This is a genomic window from Rhodococcoides fascians NBRC 12155 = LMG 3623, assembly GCF_001894785.1.
Taxonomy (GTDB): domain Bacteria; phylum Actinomycetota; class Actinomycetes; order Mycobacteriales; family Mycobacteriaceae; genus Rhodococcoides; species Rhodococcoides fascians.
The window spans coordinates 466707-481786 of the sequence record NZ_BCWW01000003.1 but is presented as its reverse complement, the minus strand read 5'-3'; the positions used below and the strand labels follow the sequence as shown (position 1 = coordinate 481786).

Sequence of the window (15080 nt, the reverse complement as noted above, 5' to 3'; positions counted from 1 at the left end):
AATGTCCGAGATGTTGCCGTCGCGCACAGTGACCCGGTTGCGCCCGTTCGCATCGACCATTTTCGCCGAGATGACCGCACTCGCGGTGGCGAAGAACGCCGTCAATCTGGGGCAGGGATTCCCGGACACGGACGGACCGTCGGCCATGCTCGAGGCCGCGCGTGACGCCATCGCGAACGGCCTCAACCAGTACTCCCCCGGCCCGGGGATGCCGGTCCTGCGCGCCGCCATCTCCGACGACCGGCTCGCCCGGTTCGGACTTCGGTACGACCCCGATTCGCAGGTTCTCGTCACCGTGGGTGCCACCGAGGCCATCTCGGCGACGCTGCTCGGCTTGATCGAGGCGGGCGACGACGTGCTGTTGATCGAGCCGTTCTACGACTCCTATGCGGCCGCTGTGGCGTTGGCCGGAGCCACTCGCACGGCCGTTCCCCTGGTCACCGATGGCAACGGATGGACCGTCGACACCGACGCCCTCGAACGGGCCGTGAGCCCACGAACGCGCATGCTGATCGTCAACTCGCCGCACAATCCCACCGGCACCGTGTTCGATCGCGAGACGATGATCCGTATCTCCGAGATCGCGATCGCCCACGACCTGCTCGTGCTCACCGACGAGGTGTACGAGCATCTGATCTTCGACGACGGTGTGCACACCCCGATCGCGACGCTGCCGGGCATGTTCGAGCGAACCGTCACCGTGTCCAGTGCCGCGAAGACGTTCAACGCCACCGGCTGGAAAACCGGGTGGGCGCTCGGACCGAAAGAGCTGATCGATGCGGTGCGCGCCGCCAAGCAGTTCATGAGCTTCGTCGGCGGTACCCCGTTCCAGCCCGCCGTCGCGTACGCACTCGGTCACGAGCAGGCGTGGATCGCCGCCATGCGCGACGGTCTGCAGCACAAGCGAGACACGCTGTCCGCGGCGTTGACCGAGGCGGGTGCGGACGTCAAGCACAGCGCCGGAACGTATTTCGTGTGCGCCGATATCGCACCGATCGGCCGCGGTGATGCGTACGAGTTCTGTCGCTCCCTGCCCGATCTCGTGGGCGTCGCCGCGGTACCGGTGACTGCCTTCGTCGACGAGCCCGCGCCGTGGAAGTCCTTGGTGCGCTTCGCTTTCTGCAAGCAGGACCACGTGCTCGCCGATGCCGCCGAGAGGTTACGGCGATTGTGACTGCGCAACCGACGATTCCGGCGTACTTCGTCAGGCAAGCCGTCGACCTCGCGGCCAACGGCGGAGTGGACCTGACGTACCCGTTGTCGATGGCCGGGATCGGAACCACCATTCTGGACGACCCGGCGGAGCGGCTCACCACCCGACAGGTCACCGCGTTCACCCAGGCCGTCTGGGCGATGACCGGCGACGAACTCTTCGGACTCGCCGCAGTTCCCGTGCGGCGCGGCAGTTTTCGGGTGGTGTGTCAGACGTTGATACACACGGAGAATCTGTGGGCAGCGCTGATTCGAATGTCCGAGACCATGCGCGTGCTCATTCCGGTGAAACCGATGACGCTGGATCGAACCGAGCAGTCGACGGTTCTGACGGTGCACGTCGAAGCCACGACCGATCTCAGCCCCGAAGCGAACGAGCTCGCCGAACGATTGCTGACCGACTTCCTGTTGATTCTGCTACATCGGTTCGCGGCGTGGCTGATCGGTAACCGGGTCAAACTCCTGTCGGTTCAGTTGCCCTATGCACTGCCCGGGCCCGAGGCCGGGAAGATGTACGACACCATATTCGGAACTCATGTGCAGTTCGGATCCGACCGCGCCGCACTGGAATTCGACACCGCGCTCATGCGCGCCCCGATAGTGCAGACCGAGGCCACACTGGCCGAGTACCTCGCGGAGTCACCCAACCTGCTGTTCTCGTCGAGGGACTACGACAGCACTGCGTCGAGTCAGGTCCGAAGGGCCCTGGAGACCGGATTCAGAGGCGGTACGCCGGCTACCGAAGAGATTGCGGCCATGCTCAACATCAGCCCGCCGCATCTGCGCCGCGTCCTTCGCCAGGAAGGCACCTCCATCAATCAGCTCCGCGAGGAGGTTCTGCGCGACGCGGCCATCTCGGGGTTGAGCCGCGGCGACAGCGTGGACGACATCTCGGCCCGCCTGGGCTTCTCCGAACCGAGCGCATTCCGCCGGGCCTTCAAGCGCTGGACCGGGCAAACTCCCGGCGCGTATCGATAGAGCCGGCGCGATCAGCTGACGCAGAACTCGTTGCCCTCGGGATCGGTCATGGTGATCCAGGTGCTGGGCCCTTGCTGCCCGCGATGCAGTAACGACGCGCCTCGACCTTCGAGTTCGGTCACCACCGCCTCGCGTCCGTCACCGACGCGAACGTCGAGATGGAGTCGGTTCTTCACGGACTTCGATTCGGGTACCGCCTGAAACAGCACCCGCGGGGTGCCCGGAGATTCCGGATCGGTGATGCCCTGGCCTGCTCGCCACACCAGAACGCCGTCGAACACGGTTGTGTCCTCCTCTCGGGCGTGGCCTGCCGCAACCATCTCGCGAATGAACTCCTCGTTGCTGGGTTCGACCTGCCAGCCGAGAGTCTGTGCCCACCATGCCGCGAGCGCATGCGGGTCGACGCTGTCCACGACGACCTGAATTCGGTAACCCATGCGAGAACGATACCGCCGGGAGCTGGTAATGGGAACACCTGTTCGATACAGTCGAGTCATGTCGCTCGCGATGCAAGGTTCGCTGTTCGGTGACGACGACGGTGGCGTCGGGTCGCTGCAGTCCGTCACCCGCCGCGAGCTGACGCTCGGTGCCTGGGTCGATGTGCGGCCGGGCTGGTTGTCCGACAGCGACCTTTTCGATTCGCTGGTCACCGACGTCGACTGGCGCGCCGAACGCAGGCAGATGTACGACCGCGTGGTCGATGTGCCGCGCCTGGTTCGGTACTACGCCGAGCGGGAGCACTGGCCGCATGCGGCACTGTACGAGGCCCGCGATGCACTGGACGACCACTACCGAAGCGAGCTCGGAGAGTCGTTCGCCACCGCGGGACTGTGTTACTACCGCGACGGGTCCGACAGCGTCGCCTGGCACGGCGACAACATCGGCCGCAGCGCCACCGAGGACACGATGGTGGCGATCGTATCGCTCGGTGCGACAAGACAACTCATGCTCCGTCCCCGCGGCGGCGGGACCTCTCTGAAATTCACCCTCGGTCACGGCGACCTGGTGGTGATGGGCGGGTCCTGTCAACGGACCTGGGAGCATGCAATTCCCAAATCGACCCGCGCGGTCGGCCCACGCATCAGCGTGCAATTTCGACCGCGCGGGGTTCGGTAACGCACGACGCGTCAGCGCGCGGCGTTCGAGGCCCGACGCGTCTCGACGGCCGCCGCGAGAGTGGCCAATTGCGTTGCCGTCATGTCCCAGTCGAGGCATGCATCGGTGATGGACTGGCCGTACACGAGCTCGTCGCGGTGGCCGAGCTCGAGGTCCTGACGCCCCGCGACGAGGAAGCTCTCGAGCATCAGCCCGACAGTTCCGTGCTCGCCGGCCGCGACCCTGGCGGCCACGTCGGTGACGACGTCCACCTGCTTGTTGTGATCCTTGCGGCTGTTGCCGTGGCTGGCATCGATGACGACTCGCTCCGGCAGACCCGACTTACGCAGGCGAGCAACGGTATCGGCCACGGACTCGGCGTCGTAGTTCGGTCCGTCGACGCCGCCGCGCAGGATGACATGGCAATCGGGGTTTCCGACGGTCCTGATCAAAGCCGCCTTGCCGTCGAGATCGGTTCCGGGGAAGACGTGGCTCGCCGCGGCGGCGCGGGTTCCGTCCACGGCGACCTGGATGTCACCTTCGGTCGAGTTCTTGATGCCGACCGGCATCGACAAGGCGCTGCACAGCTGCCGGTGCACCTGGCTGGCTGCGGTCCGTGCTCCGATGGCACCGTAGCTGACCAGGTCCGCAATGTACTGCGGGGTGATCGGGTCGAGGAATTCGCAGCCGACGGGCAGGCCGAGCGCCGAGATGTCCAGCAGCAGCTGGCGTCCCACTCGAAGACCTTCGTTGATATCGAAGCTGCCGTCGAGGTGCGGATCGTTGATCAGACCCTTCCAGCCGAGCGTCGTCCGCGGCTTCTCGAAGTAGACCCGCATGACGATGTGCAGTCGATCGCCCAGCTCGGCTGCCGTGGCGGCGAGGCGTCGGGCGTAATCGAGGGCAGCGTCGGTGTCGTGCACCGAACACGGGCCGACCACGACGATCAGTCGGTCGTCACGGCCGTCGAGAATGTCGACGACACCGGAGCGTCCGGTACGAACACTCGCCGAGATCGCGTCGTCCACCGCGTGCTCGCGGCGTACGACCGACGGAGCGACCAGCGGACTGATGCTGATCGTGCGCTGATCGTCGAGTGACGGGGTGTCGAGGGAGAGCGTCATGAGAGGGTTTCCTGTTCCCAGGCCGGCTCCGCATGCTCCACGCGCACTTCGAGCCGGTCTGTATCCGGCTCGTGGGGTGGAGGGTCAGCGCATGGCGTCGCTGGCTGACCCACCCGGGGCCGGCCTGCTAAACCAGAAATACGTGCGCTGCATGAAGAGCACCGTAACAGACTCTCCCGCGATGCATCTATGCTCGTCCCTGCAGTCGGTTCGCCAGGTGGTCATGAGGAGCCCCGAAGTTCACCTCGGCGTCGAGCGGTGCGTGCAGTCACGGCGCATCGCGAGAGGGAACCCGGTGAGAATCCGGGACTGTCCCGCAGCGGTATGCAGGAACGACCACCGTCATCACGCACTGAAGAAGCCTCTTCGGGAAGCGACGGCCAGTAGGAGTGGGCTCTTCGTCCGCGCGCCTGCAAGTCCGAATACCTGCCCTCTGTGCTGTGCACGCCGTGTGCAGCGGTTCACCGCCTCGTGGAATGGGCGCGTAACCCTGGTATGGCTGTGGTCAGGGCTCACCGGGATCTGCGCGCCCGTGAAGACGGTGCACCACCCACGTGTAGTCACCCTGGAGATCAACTGTGAACAACGATTTCACCGCCACCGTGCTCGGTTCGGCTCGCATCGGACCCAACCGAGAACTGAAGAAAGCCGTCGAATCCTATTGGGCCGGAAAGATCGACGCCGAGGCCCTCGAATCGGTCGCGAAGAATCTTCGCGAGAACGATTGGCACACACTCGCAGCCAGGCTCGATTCCGTTCCGGTGAACACCTTTTCGTACTACGACCAAATGCTCGACACTGCGGCCCTCCTCGGAGCGTTGCCACCGCGAGTCGAGGCGGTCGAAGGTGAACTCGATCGGTACTTCGCCGCCGCCCGCGGCACCGAGACCATCGTCCCGCTCGAAATGACCAAATGGTTCGACACCAATTACCACTACCTCGTGCCCGAGATCTCGCCGGAGACCACGTTCTCCCTGCACCCGGACAAGGTGCTCGGCGAGGTGAACGAGGCTCGTGCACTGGGGATCCCGGCACGTCCGGTGATCATCGGACCGGTCACCTTCCTGTTGCTGTCCAAGTCCGTCGGCTCCTCCGATTCGCTGCTGGGACGGGTGGACGAACTGATACCGCTCTACGACCGTCTGCTCGAACTCCTCGCCGCAGCCGGAGCCGAGTGGGTCCAGATCGACGAACCGGCGCTGGTGCGCGATCTCGACGACGAGACCGTCGCAGCGGCGACCCGATGCTTCGAGCAACTCGCAGCCTCGCAGACCCGCCCGGCCATTCTGCTGGCGTCCTACTTCGGCGACCTGGGCGACGCGCTGCCCGCAGTGGCGTCCACCGGGATCGAGGGCCTGGCCGTCGATCTGACCGTTCCTGGTGTGGCCGAGCAACTTGCAGCTACTCGCGCTACCTCGACGATGCTCGTCGTGGCCGGCGTCGTCGACGGACGCAATGTCTGGCGCACCGATCTCGACGCCGCGCTCGAGACACTGTACGAGGTCGGCAGACATGCGCGCGCAGTGGCGGTGTCGTCGTCGTGCTCGCTGCTCCACGTTCCCTATTCGTTGGACGCCGAACCTCAGCTCGAACCGACACTGCGGTCGTGGCTGGCGTTCGGGAACGAGAAGATCACCGAGGTCTCGGTGCTCGCGCGCGCACTCCAGGGCGGAACAGCCGGGGAAACCGATCGATTCGTGTCGGACCGATTCGAGTCGGCCCGCGCGGCTCTGGAGTCGCGGAGACACGATGCACGGTTGCACGATCCGGCAATCCGTACGCGCGTGACCAGCGCTGCCGGCCGTGACCGCAGCCCAGGAGACGTCCGCCGCATCGTGCAGTCCGAGCATCTCTCGCTCCCTGTTCTGCCGACGACGACCATCGGCTCCTTCCCACAGACGAGCACGATCCGCCGCGCGCGGGCGGCGCTGCGCAGCGGCACCGTCGACGAGGCGGAGTACGTGCGGCAGATGCGTGCGGAGATCGCCGATGTCGTTGCACTGCAGGAGCGTCTGGGGTTGGACGTGCTCGTCCACGGCGAGCCCGAACGAAACGACATGGTGCAGTACTTCGCCGAGCAACTCGACGGATTCGTCGTGACCGCCAACGGCTGGGTGCAGTCGTACGGGTCACGGTGCGTGCGACCACCGATCCTGTACGGCGACGTCTCGCGCCCGGCACCGATGACGGTGGAGTGGGCGACGTACGCGCAGTCACTGACCGACAAACCGGTCAAGGGCATGCTGACCGGCCCGGTGACCATTCTCGCGTGGTCGTTCGTCCGAGACGACATCCCGGCGGCCGAGTCGGCAGCTCAGATCGCCTCGGCGATTCGAGACGAGACGATCGACCTGGAGTCGGCGGGGATCCGCGTCGTCCAGGTGGACGAGCCCGCGCTCCGCGAACTGCTACCGCTGCGCTCGAAAGATACTGCAGCGTATCTGGATTGGGCCGTCCGCTCGTTTCGGATCGCGACGTCCGGCGTCGACGACGCGACACAGATCCACACGCACCTGTGCTATTCCGAGTTCGGTGAGGTCATCGACGCCATCGTCGCCCTGGACGCCGACGTGACGTCCATCGAGGCCGCACGCTCGCGCATGGAGGTGCTCGACGACCTCACTGCGGTCGGCTTCGCACTCGACGTGGGACCCGGTGTCTACGACATCCATTCGCCGCGAGTTCCGACGGTCGCCGAGATCACCGAGTCGCTCCGCGCAGCGGCCGAGGCAGTTCCCCTCGAACGGCTCTGGGTCAATCCGGACTGCGGACTGAAGACACGGGGCCCGGCCGAGGTCGAGCAGTCGTTGAGAAACATGGTGCTGGCCGCGGCAGCGCTGCGCTGACCCCATGTGAGCGGAACTTCGACCCCTGCTACGAAGTTCCGCTCACGTGGTCGCCAGGCTAGGGTTACCTATCCATGCCCGCTCGGTGAAAGAGATCGAAGTGAAACGTCTGCTCGTCGTCACTGCCCTCGTCGCAGTCGCAGCTCTGACCACCGTCGCGTGCGGCGACAGCGGCGGGCAGACGCCGAGCACCGCCACCCCTCCCACCTCCAGCACCGACGCGGCATCGGACGCACCGGGCCCCACCGACATTCCCGACGGCATGGGTTCGGGTGCCGCCGACGGCGAGTTCCCGCGCACCGTCGGGCATTTCGGCGGATCCACCGACATCCCCGCCGAACCGAAGAAGATCGTGGTGATCGCCACCGGCCAGCTCGACGCCGCATTGACCCTGGGCGTGATCCCCACCGGTGCCGCCTATGGCGACGGAGCCGATCTGGTGCCCGACTACATCAGCTTCTCGTTCCCCCAGTACGCGGACCAACTGACGCAGATGGCAGATCTGGGCAACCGCCAGAGCGTCGACATCGAGGCCGTCGCCGCCGCCGAACCCGACCTCATCCTGGCCAACAAGACCGGCTCGGAAGACATCTACCCGACGCTGTCGGCCATCGCGCCGACCGTATTGACCGAGGGCACCGGCGTGAACTGGAAGCAGGACTTCCTTCTTCTCGCGGATGCACTGGGACGCACCGAGCAGGCGCAGGGGTTCCTGGACACATTCGCGTCCGACGCTCGCGCACTGGGTGATTCGGTCTCCAACGGCGGCGGGTCCGAGGGTGCTCCGACGGTGTCGTTCGTCCGCTTCACCGCAGACCGGGCACGCGTGTTCGGCGTCGCATCCTTCGCCGGATTCATCGCCTCGGACGCCGGTCTGGCGCGCCCGCCCAGCCAGCAATTCGACAAGACCTCGCAAGACTTCAGCGAGGAAGAGATCCAGTTGGCGAACGCCGACTGGGTATTCGTCTCCAGCCAGGACGCGAGAGCCGATTCGAGCGCTGCGTCGTACACCACCAATCCATTGTGGACCGGGATGAGCGCGGCAACGCAGAACCACATCGTGCGCGTCGACGACGACCCGTGGTACCTCAACGCCGGCCCCACAGCGGCGACCATCGTGCTCGACGGCCTGAGAAACGCTCTGCAAAGCTGACCCCCATGTGAGTGGCACTTCGTAGCAGGCTACGAAGTTCCACTCACATCGGGCGGATAGGTTGCGCACAACTTAAACGTGCGCTACCGTTCTTCTCGTGACCAACGAACTCGCACTCGATCGTCAGGTGTGCTTCGCGCTGTACTCCGCATCGCGGGCTACCACCGCGGTGTATCGCCCGATGCTCGACAAGTTGGGTGTCACGTACCCGCAGTACCTGGTTCTGCTGGTGCTGTGGGAGAAGGACGGGCGCGGCGTCAAGGACATCTGTGCCGAACTCGATCTCGACACCGGCACGCTCTCGCCGATGCTCAAGCGACTCGAAGGGCTCGGCTTCATCGAGCGTCGACGCCTGAGCAGCGACGAGCGCCGCGTCGAGATCCATCTCACCGAGACCGGAAGCGCCTTACGCGCTGAGGCACTCGACATCCCGCGCAAGTTGGCCGAGAAGACCGGCATGGACGTCGGCGATCTCGTCAAGCTCAAAGAATCGCTCGACGCGTTGACGAGCGCTCTCCATCACACCGATTCGCGCACGACAGAAGGAGAATCATGAAAACCATCTACACCGCAGAGGCACTCGCCACCGGCGAAGGCCGTAACGGCCACGCCCGCACGTCCGACGGACGTCTCGACCTCGATCTCGCCATCCCGGAGGCCATGGGCGGCAGCGGAAACGGCACCAACCCCGAGCAGCTGTTCGCAGCCGGCTACGCCGCGTGCTTCCACTCCGCACTGCAGATGGTGGCGCGTCAGGACAAGGCCGACGTCACCGATTCGGCTGTCGGCGCTCGCGTCGACATCGGCCCGAACGACCAAGGCGGCTTCCAGCTCGCAGTCACCCTCGAGGTGACTCTGCCCAACCTCAGCCGCGAGAACGCACAGGCACTGGCCGACAAGGCACATCAGGTCTGCCCGTACTCCAACGCCACCCGCGGCAACATCGACGTCACCGTCACCGTCACCGAAGACGAGTAAGAGGAAACACCATGAAGGCACACGAAATTCACCTCGCGTCCCGCCCAGAAGGCTGGCCGACCGAAGACAACTTTCGCGCGGAGGTCGTCGACCTCCCCGAACTGCAGGACGGGCAGATCCTCGTTCGCAACATCGTGATGTCGGTGGATCCGTACATGCGTGGTCGGATGAACGACGTGAAGTCGTACGTCCCGCCGTTCCAGCTCGATGCGCCGCTCGACGGCGGTGCCGTCGGCGAGGTCATCGAATCCAAGGCCGACGGTTTCGCAGTCGGCGACGCTGTTGTGCACGGCAAGGGATGGCGCGATCTCGCCATCGTCCCGGCACAGGGAGCCAGCAAGGTGGACCTCGGCGCAGCCAAGGCATCGGCATACCTGAGCGCACTCGGAATGACCGGCACCACAGCGTATGCGGGTCTGACGGCCGTGGCGTCGTTCCAGAAAGGCGACGTCGTGTTCGTCTCCGGCGCTGCCGGGGCCGTCGGCTCGCTCGTCGGACAGATCGCCAGGGCGCTCGGCGCATCTCGCGTCATCGGTAGCGCCGGATCCCCCGCCAAGGTTGCTCGCTTGCTCGAGCTCGGGTTCGACGCGGCATTCGACTACCACGACGGCCCTGTCGCCGAACAGCTCCGACAGGCAGCTCCCGACGGCATCGACGTGTACTTCGACAACGTCGGCGGTGACCATCTCGAAGCTGCTATCGGGTCGATGAACAAGCACGGCCGAATTGCCATGTGCGGAGCCATCGCTCAGTACAACTCGACCGAACCGACCCCGGCCCCGCGCAACCTCGCCCTCGCCATCGGCAAGGAGCTGACGTTGAAGGGATTCATCGTCGGCTCGTACGCGCACCTCACCGAGGAATTCCGCGCGAAGATGACGGATTGGCTCGCCAGCGGCGCAATCGAATTCGACGAAACGATCGTCGAAGGCCTCGACAATGCCCCGGCCGCCTTCATCGGACTGATGAAGGGCGAGAACACCGGCAAGATGGTCGTCACCATCTAGGTCGGGCCGGCACGGCGCGTCACCGCAGTCCACACCCCGGTCGGGAATTCCGACCGGGGTGTTTCCATGCGTGCACCGATTACAGTCGTTGCATGCCTGCCGCCCCACTTCCGTTGCGCGACGGCCTCGACCCCACCAGGGTGCGGATGCCCGACGTCGCGACCGGCGCAACGGTGCTCGAATATCTGTGTGCCCGCTTCCCGCAGGATGCGGCCAGGCTGACCGAGAAGGTGTCCGGCGGGGAGGTCGTCGATGCAGCGGGCGTACCGATCGACCCGTCGACGATCGCCGGCCCGCGTGCGGATATCTACCTCTACCGTGACCCACCGGTGGAATCGGCCGTGCCGTTCTCCCTCGATGTGCTGCACCGCGACGAGAACCTGCTCGTGGTGGACAAGCCGCACTTCCTCGCCACGACGCCGCGAGGCGCGTACATCGCACGCTCGGCGTTGGTTCTGCTGCGACGACAATTCGATCTCCCCGAGTTGAGCCCTGCTCACCGACTGGATCGACTCACCGCGGGTGTCCTGGTGTTCACCGCGCAGCGGCAGGCGCGCCGGCCGTATCAGGAGATGTTCGCTCAGCGCACGGTCACCAAGCAGTACGAGGCAATTGCCCCACTCTCCCAGAATGTCGACTTCCCACTGACAGTGCACAGTCGAATCGTCAAGGAACGCGGCGTTCTTCAGGCGCGAGAGGTACCGGGCGAGCCCAATGCCGAGACACGCGTCGAACTGGTCGACACTCTCGGATCGTACGGTCGATATCGGCTGCACCCGCGCACCGGGAAGACGCATCAACTTCGGGTTCATCTGTGCTCGCTGGGAATCCCGATCGTGGGCGACAACTTCTACCCGTCGTTCCGCGAGGTCGCCGACGACGACTACTCCGATCCGCTCCGCCTACTGGCTCGCTCCATCGAGTTCGTCGATCCGCTCAGCGGCGTGGTTCGACGGTTCGAGAGCAATCGGAGTCTCGATCCTCCTGCAGTGCAACCGATTCCGTAGTACCGGCTATTTCGTCGGCTCGGACGGTGATGCGGTGCGAGATGACCGCGAGCGCGAACAGACCGACCGCTACATTTCCCAGCGCAGCGAACCCCTCCTGGGCGAAATCCACGAGCGCGTTGAGCAACGTGAACACCAGTGCGGACACGCGGAGAGTGCGCAACGGCCACACGGGACCGTCCGTTCGCAACCGCAGCATCGCCGGCAGCGCCGTGGCGAAAGTGATGCAGGCACTGACGAACAGGATGCCGCTGGCGATGCCCATCCTGTCGACGTCGATCGTCAGGTCTCGGCGATCGATGAGCAGGTCACCCAGGACGAGCTCGACGATCCCGAACACGACTCCCGCCCCGGAGATCAGGACCAGTCCCCAGCCGACGACGGGAACCCAACGGGGACTGGTGAAGAACGCGGGAATCAGCCGTGGAACGAACTGGCGCATCGAGTGGGTACGCGATGTCGACCGGCGGCAGGTGCCGAGCAACAATCTGATTCCGGCTACGGTGTCCGGGTCGGCTCCGTCCGACTCCGCTCGCGCAACCATCCGCAGCGCCCAGTCGCGCCGATGCTCGGGAAGACCGTGCGCGACGCCATCCGCGGCGATCGCGGCCGCATTCGCCAGCGACTCGTCCCGCGACGGCCTGCGGAACTCCCGCACGATCCTGCTGAACACCAACAGCAGCACCACCAGGACGTACATGATCTCCGACGACGGGCCGTAGAAGTAATCGTTGTCCTTGGTGACGAACTTGCCGACCTCGTCGAGAAACAACCCGAACCCGATTCCGCCGAGCACCACGGTGAAGACCCGAACGCCGAACCCGATGAACATCCACCCGATCAGCAGAGCCAGCATCATCGCCGCCCCGCCGTACAGAGCGTGCGCGATGTGCAGCGACTTGCCACCGACCTGCGGGTAGTGCGTGAGCTCCAAATACGCCCTGGTGACCAGAATCGTGGCAATGGCCACCACCATGAAGGCCTCGGACGCGGAACTGCCGTAGGCATCGCGGACCACGCCGGTACGTTGCGGGTGCCCCGGACGAGCGATCATGAACCGAGTATGAGCTTCCCGCCGTCGCCTCCGGGCTGTTTTCGCCTCTGCATTCCCGCGCGCCGCATGGGAGCGACTTGACAAATTCGTTTGCCGAAACTGCAATGGATCGATGACGGACGCAGAAACCACCCTCGACGAGCTCATCGCCGGCCTCGGCCCCCGCCTCAAGCGCATCCGAATGGAGAAGAACACCACCCTCGCCGCACTGTCCGAGACCACCGGCATCTCGATCAGCACGCTCTCGCGGCTCGAATCCGGTGACCGCAAACCCAGTCTCGAATTACTGTGGCCGATCGCGCGAGCGCATCAGATGGCACTCGACGATCTGGTGACGACTCCCCCCGTCGCCGATCCCCGAGTACGCACCACAGCCACGGTGCGCGAGAACGTCACCATCCTTCCGCTGACGCTCCGCCCCGGCGGACTGCAGGCCTTCAAACTGCTGATTCGTCCGGACGACAAGGAGCCGCGCCCACGAGTGCACGAAGGATACGAGTGGTTCTACGTTCTCGACGGCACCCTGAGACTTATTCTCGGCGAACACGATCTGACGATGAAGGCCGGTGAGGCCGCCGAATTCGACACCCGGGTACCGCACTGGTTCGGCGCTGTCGGCAACCGACCGGTCGAGCTGCTGAGCTTGTTCGGACCTCAGGGCGAGCGCATGCACGTCCGCGCGAAACCGACTGTATGAAAAGTCATGTCGGTGTGAGACAGTGAAGCCCGCTCGACGCAGAATCCACTCGGTCATCCGCACCGACAACACCATCTCGAGGAAAAAGATGACCGACAGACTGCCCGATTCACCCGCCTCTCGTACCGACGTCGACATCGCGACCGGAGTGCTCATCGGGATCCACGGCGGCTCGGTGGCCGACGCCATCGACGAGTTGTTCACCACGGCGAAGAATCACCGGGTAAGTCTGTTCGAGCTCTCCCGCACGCTGATCACTGTCGCCGAGGGGCGCGACGTCGAGCAGTCCACGACGACTGACGCGGTGTACTCGGTGTGGGGTTCGGCGCTGGGCCGGCGTGGAGCCGAGACCACGTTCGGCTTGGTCACCGGTTCCGCCGCAGTCTGATTCGGGCGCTCGCTATCCGCGGACTGCCGGGTCGGTCCGCAGTTCCGGGAATCGAGCCGTCATCGCGTCGATGTGCCGATACATCTCGTAGAGCTCGGTGCGAAGAGTGGATGCCTCGGACTCGAATTGCCTCGCGCGAGATTCGGCACGATCGGCGCGAGCCCGAAATGCTTTGGATTGCGCAATTTCGATGGCCGCCGAACACGTCCGAATGTGTTCGGCCAGTCCTCGCGCGAACACTCTCGCCTGGGCAAGATTGACGTCGTAATTGTCGTCGCGCGGTGACGGTGCGCCGTTCGCTGTGCCCATGAAATGAAGTCGCCCTCGGTCGTCGGCCTCGATATCCTCCGACGAACTCTACGCTCGGATTCGAGCGACCCGTTCGAGAACCGCCCCTCCGAGAATCGCCATCAGCCGAAGACGAGTGCCAACACCACCGACGCAGAGGTGGCAACGATGGCAAGGACAATGGTTGCTGCGATCGCACGTTGCCGGACGGTGCGGTAACCAGACGTCTTCAACCCGTCGTCGGCATCGTCCTCGTCGGCGGTACGCGCGGCATAGAAGTCGTCGGAGTCGACTCCGTCCTCGTCGAAATACACGACATCGCGCGGTGGGATCCAGCTCTGCCCATTGGCTGCGATTGCGGCTCCCAGTCGCTCCAGGCGCATCTGAGCCCGCACCGGATACCAATCCGAGGGCGCATGGATGGGGAGGGCTCGGGCGAGCATCAGCGGCGACCGGTACTGCTTCTGCAGTGCCGCGAACGCAGCCGACGCCGTCGGATCGTCGTCGGCCTTGTCGGTCAGAAACCACACGGCACCGGCCGCCGCACGATCACCGAGAAGGAGATACGTGTACGCGAGCAATTCCAGAACCGCAGGCGACGACGGGTTGCGGGGCAAGGCGTCGAGGAGCCCGTCTCGTGCGGCGTTGGTGTCTCCACGTGCGAGATCGGCTTGCGCGCGAGCGATCACATCCACCTGTCGAGCCTAACGTTGCAATCGAGCGCCGTCACGGGACAGTGGGTACTCCGCATACGACAAAGCCCCTCCCGACCGAAGTCGAAAGGGGCTTTGCAGTGCTTGTCGATCACAACCGTGGTGGCCAGGGCCGGGATCGAACCGGCGACCTTCCGCTTTTCAGGCGGACGCTCGTACCAACTGAGCTACCTGGCCGGGCGGCACCGGTGAAACAATGCCATCGCAATGCCGGTGCTTTCACACCGATTCTGCGACCCTGACGGGACTCGAACCCGCGACCTCCGCCGTGACAGGGCGGCGCGCTAACCAACTGCGCCACAGGGCCTTGCTGTTGTTGCCGCGCTATTTCTAGCGCACCAACTCTCCGAACTGCAAATCTGCTTCTCGCCGGAGCGAGATGAAGAATGCTGTACTGCACATCGGATTGTCAATCCGATGCTTTCCTGCGTACCCCCTACGGGATTCGAACCCGCGCTACCGCCTTGAAAGGGCGGCGTCCTAGGCCGCTAGACGAAGGGGGCCCGCCGAATTGCTTCGACGCTACCCTCAACGGCGTTC

Annotated in this window: 16 protein-coding genes, 3 tRNA genes and 1 riboswitch; of the genes, 11 read left to right on the top strand and 8 right to left on the bottom strand. The window is 65.0% G+C overall.

What is annotated here, in order from left to right; translation table 11 throughout:
• The first annotated feature begins 1 nt into the window (after nucleotide 1).
• Both RFA01S_RS10035 and RFA01S_RS10030 read left to right on the top strand, forming a co-directional pair.
• Entirely contained in the window at nucleotides 2-1174 is a 1173-nt protein-coding gene (locus RFA01S_RS10035) for a pyridoxal phosphate-dependent aminotransferase (RefSeq protein ID WP_032407724.1), read from the top strand.
• Entirely contained in the window at nucleotides 1171-2190 is a 1020-nt protein-coding gene (locus RFA01S_RS10030) for an AraC family transcriptional regulator (protein ID WP_027495889.1), read from the top strand. The genes RFA01S_RS10035 and RFA01S_RS10030 overlap by 4 nt, the downstream gene beginning before the upstream one ends.
• A gap of 11 nt (nucleotides 2191-2201) precedes the next feature.
• Here RFA01S_RS10030 and RFA01S_RS10025 read toward each other — a convergent pair whose 3' ends face one another.
• Nucleotides 2202-2627 (bottom strand): VOC family protein, encoded by a 426-nt coding sequence (locus RFA01S_RS10025; RefSeq protein ID WP_027495888.1) that lies wholly within the window; start codon nucleotides 2625-2627, stop codon nucleotides 2202-2204.
• A 58-nt stretch (nucleotides 2628-2685) separates the two neighbouring features.
• Here RFA01S_RS10025 and RFA01S_RS10020 point away from each other — a divergent pair, with 58 nt between their 5' ends.
• Nucleotides 2686-3306, top strand: a complete 621-nt coding sequence (locus RFA01S_RS10020) for an alpha-ketoglutarate-dependent dioxygenase AlkB (RefSeq protein WP_027495887.1) — start codon at nucleotides 2686-2688, stop codon at nucleotides 3304-3306.
• Nucleotides 3307-3317: 11 nt separating this feature from the next.
• Here the strand turns inward: RFA01S_RS10020 and RFA01S_RS10015 are convergent, their stop codons facing one another.
• Nucleotides 3318-4409, bottom strand: a complete 1092-nt coding sequence (locus tag RFA01S_RS10015; protein WP_032407640.1) for a 3-deoxy-7-phosphoheptulonate synthase — start codon at nucleotides 4407-4409, stop codon at nucleotides 3318-3320.
• Between the two features lie 238 nt (nucleotides 4410-4647).
• Nucleotides 4648-4857, top strand: a riboswitch (cobalamin riboswitch).
• 130 nt (nucleotides 4858-4987) lie between these two features.
• On the opposite strand from RFA01S_RS10015, the gene metE reads away from it, so the two are divergent.
• The 6 genes from metE to RFA01S_RS09985 all read left to right on the top strand — a co-directional run bounded on the left by metE (nucleotide 4988) and on the right by RFA01S_RS09985 (nucleotide 11400).
• Nucleotides 4988-7255 carry a 5-methyltetrahydropteroyltriglutamate--homocysteine S-methyltransferase gene (gene metE, locus RFA01S_RS10010; protein ID WP_032407641.1) on the top strand — a complete coding sequence of 756 codons (2268 nt, stop codon included), beginning with the start codon at nucleotides 4988-4990 and terminating at the stop codon, nucleotides 7253-7255.
• 100 nt (nucleotides 7256-7355) lie between these two features.
• Nucleotides 7356-8408, top strand: a complete 1053-nt coding sequence (locus tag RFA01S_RS10005) for an iron-siderophore ABC transporter substrate-binding protein (RefSeq protein WP_032407642.1) — start codon at nucleotides 7356-7358, stop codon at nucleotides 8406-8408.
• A 97-nt stretch (nucleotides 8409-8505) separates the two neighbouring features.
• On the top strand, nucleotides 8506-8964 hold the full coding sequence (locus RFA01S_RS10000) for a MarR family winged helix-turn-helix transcriptional regulator (RefSeq protein ID WP_032407643.1): 459 nt from the start codon (nucleotides 8506-8508) through the stop codon (nucleotides 8962-8964).
• Nucleotides 8961-9386 carry an organic hydroperoxide resistance protein gene (locus RFA01S_RS09995; RefSeq protein ID WP_032365872.1) on the top strand — a complete coding sequence of 142 codons (426 nt, stop codon included), beginning with the start codon at nucleotides 8961-8963 and terminating at the stop codon, nucleotides 9384-9386. Before RFA01S_RS10000 ends, RFA01S_RS09995 begins: the two co-directional genes overlap by 4 nt.
• Nucleotides 9387-9397: 11 nt before the next feature.
• On the top strand, nucleotides 9398-10393 hold the full coding sequence (locus tag RFA01S_RS09990) for an NADP-dependent oxidoreductase (protein ID WP_032407644.1): 996 nt from the start codon (nucleotides 9398-9400) through the stop codon (nucleotides 10391-10393).
• 92 nt (nucleotides 10394-10485) lie between these two features.
• The gene (locus RFA01S_RS09985) at nucleotides 10486-11400 is read left to right on the top strand and encodes a pseudouridine synthase (protein WP_032407645.1); all 915 of its coding nucleotides are present in this window, start codon (nucleotides 10486-10488) and stop codon (nucleotides 11398-11400) included.
• Here RFA01S_RS09985 and RFA01S_RS09980 read toward each other — a convergent pair.
• Nucleotides 11330-12454 (bottom strand): hypothetical protein, encoded by a 1125-nt coding sequence (locus RFA01S_RS09980; protein WP_230593516.1) that lies wholly within the window; start codon nucleotides 12452-12454, stop codon nucleotides 11330-11332. The two genes, RFA01S_RS09985 and RFA01S_RS09980, sit on opposite strands and share 71 nt — an antisense overlap.
• Before the next feature lie 112 nt (nucleotides 12455-12566).
• Between RFA01S_RS09980 and RFA01S_RS09975 the strand changes: the two genes are divergently transcribed.
• Nucleotides 12567-13151, top strand: coding sequence for a helix-turn-helix domain-containing protein (locus RFA01S_RS09975; RefSeq protein WP_027495879.1), 585 nt, complete (start codon nucleotides 12567-12569; stop codon nucleotides 13149-13151).
• A gap of 88 nt (nucleotides 13152-13239) precedes the next feature.
• Entirely contained in the window at nucleotides 13240-13539 is a 300-nt protein-coding gene (locus RFA01S_RS09970; protein ID WP_045842143.1) for an ANTAR domain-containing protein, read from the top strand.
• 12 nt (nucleotides 13540-13551) lie between these two features.
• On the opposite strand, the gene RFA01S_RS09965 is transcribed toward RFA01S_RS09970, so the two are convergent.
• The 5 genes from RFA01S_RS09965 to RFA01S_RS09945 all read right to left on the bottom strand — a co-directional run bounded on the left by RFA01S_RS09965 (nucleotide 13552) and on the right by RFA01S_RS09945 (nucleotide 15043).
• Nucleotides 13552-13848, bottom strand: a complete 297-nt coding sequence (locus RFA01S_RS09965) for a hypothetical protein (RefSeq protein WP_032365867.1) — start codon at nucleotides 13846-13848, stop codon at nucleotides 13552-13554.
• Between the two features lie 101 nt (nucleotides 13849-13949).
• The gene (locus RFA01S_RS09960) at nucleotides 13950-14522 is read right to left on the bottom strand and encodes a DUF6584 family protein (RefSeq protein ID WP_032371325.1); all 573 of its coding nucleotides are present in this window, start codon (nucleotides 14520-14522) and stop codon (nucleotides 13950-13952) included.
• Between the two features lie 118 nt (nucleotides 14523-14640).
• Nucleotides 14641-14717: transfer RNA gene (locus tag RFA01S_RS09955), tRNA-Phe, on the bottom strand.
• A 56-nt stretch (nucleotides 14718-14773) separates the two neighbouring features.
• Nucleotides 14774-14847, bottom strand: a tRNA-Asp gene (locus tag RFA01S_RS09950).
• Nucleotides 14848-14970: 123 nt separating this feature from the next.
• Nucleotides 14971-15043: transfer RNA gene (locus RFA01S_RS09945), tRNA-Glu, on the bottom strand.
• Nucleotides 15044-15080: the final 37 nt, after the last annotated feature.

What these genes read in the sequence shown, in the direction of transcription:
- RFA01S_RS10035 (WP_032407724.1), top strand. Translation starts at nt 2, where the DNA reads ATGTCCGAGATGTTGCCGTCGCGCACAGTGACCCGGTTGCGCCCGTTC.
- RFA01S_RS10025 (WP_027495888.1), bottom strand. Translation starts at nt 2,627, where the DNA reads ATGGGTTACCGAATTCAGGTCGTCGTGGACAGCGTCGACCCGCATGCG.
- RFA01S_RS10020 (WP_027495887.1), top strand. Translation starts at nt 2,686, where the DNA reads ATGTCGCTCGCGATGCAAGGTTCGCTGTTCGGTGACGACGACGGTGGC.
- RFA01S_RS10015 (WP_032407640.1), bottom strand. Translation starts at nt 4,409, where the DNA reads ATGACGCTCTCCCTCGACACCCCGTCACTCGACGATCAGCGCACGATC.
- RFA01S_RS09995 (WP_032365872.1), top strand. Translation starts at nt 8,961, where the DNA reads ATGAAAACCATCTACACCGCAGAGGCACTCGCCACCGGCGAAGGCCGT.
- RFA01S_RS09990 (WP_032407644.1), top strand. Translation starts at nt 9,398, where the DNA reads ATGAAGGCACACGAAATTCACCTCGCGTCCCGCCCAGAAGGCTGGCCG.
- RFA01S_RS09985 (WP_032407645.1), top strand. Translation starts at nt 10,486, where the DNA reads ATGCCTGCCGCCCCACTTCCGTTGCGCGACGGCCTCGACCCCACCAGG.
- RFA01S_RS09980 (WP_230593516.1), bottom strand. Translation starts at nt 12,454, where the DNA reads ATGATCGCTCGTCCGGGGCACCCGCAACGTACCGGCGTGGTCCGCGAT.
- RFA01S_RS09975 (WP_027495879.1), top strand. Translation starts at nt 12,567, where the DNA reads ATGACGGACGCAGAAACCACCCTCGACGAGCTCATCGCCGGCCTCGGC.
- RFA01S_RS09970 (WP_045842143.1), top strand. Translation starts at nt 13,240, where the DNA reads ATGACCGACAGACTGCCCGATTCACCCGCCTCTCGTACCGACGTCGAC.
- RFA01S_RS09965 (WP_032365867.1), bottom strand. Translation starts at nt 13,848, where the DNA reads ATGGGCACAGCGAACGGCGCACCGTCACCGCGCGACGACAATTACGAC.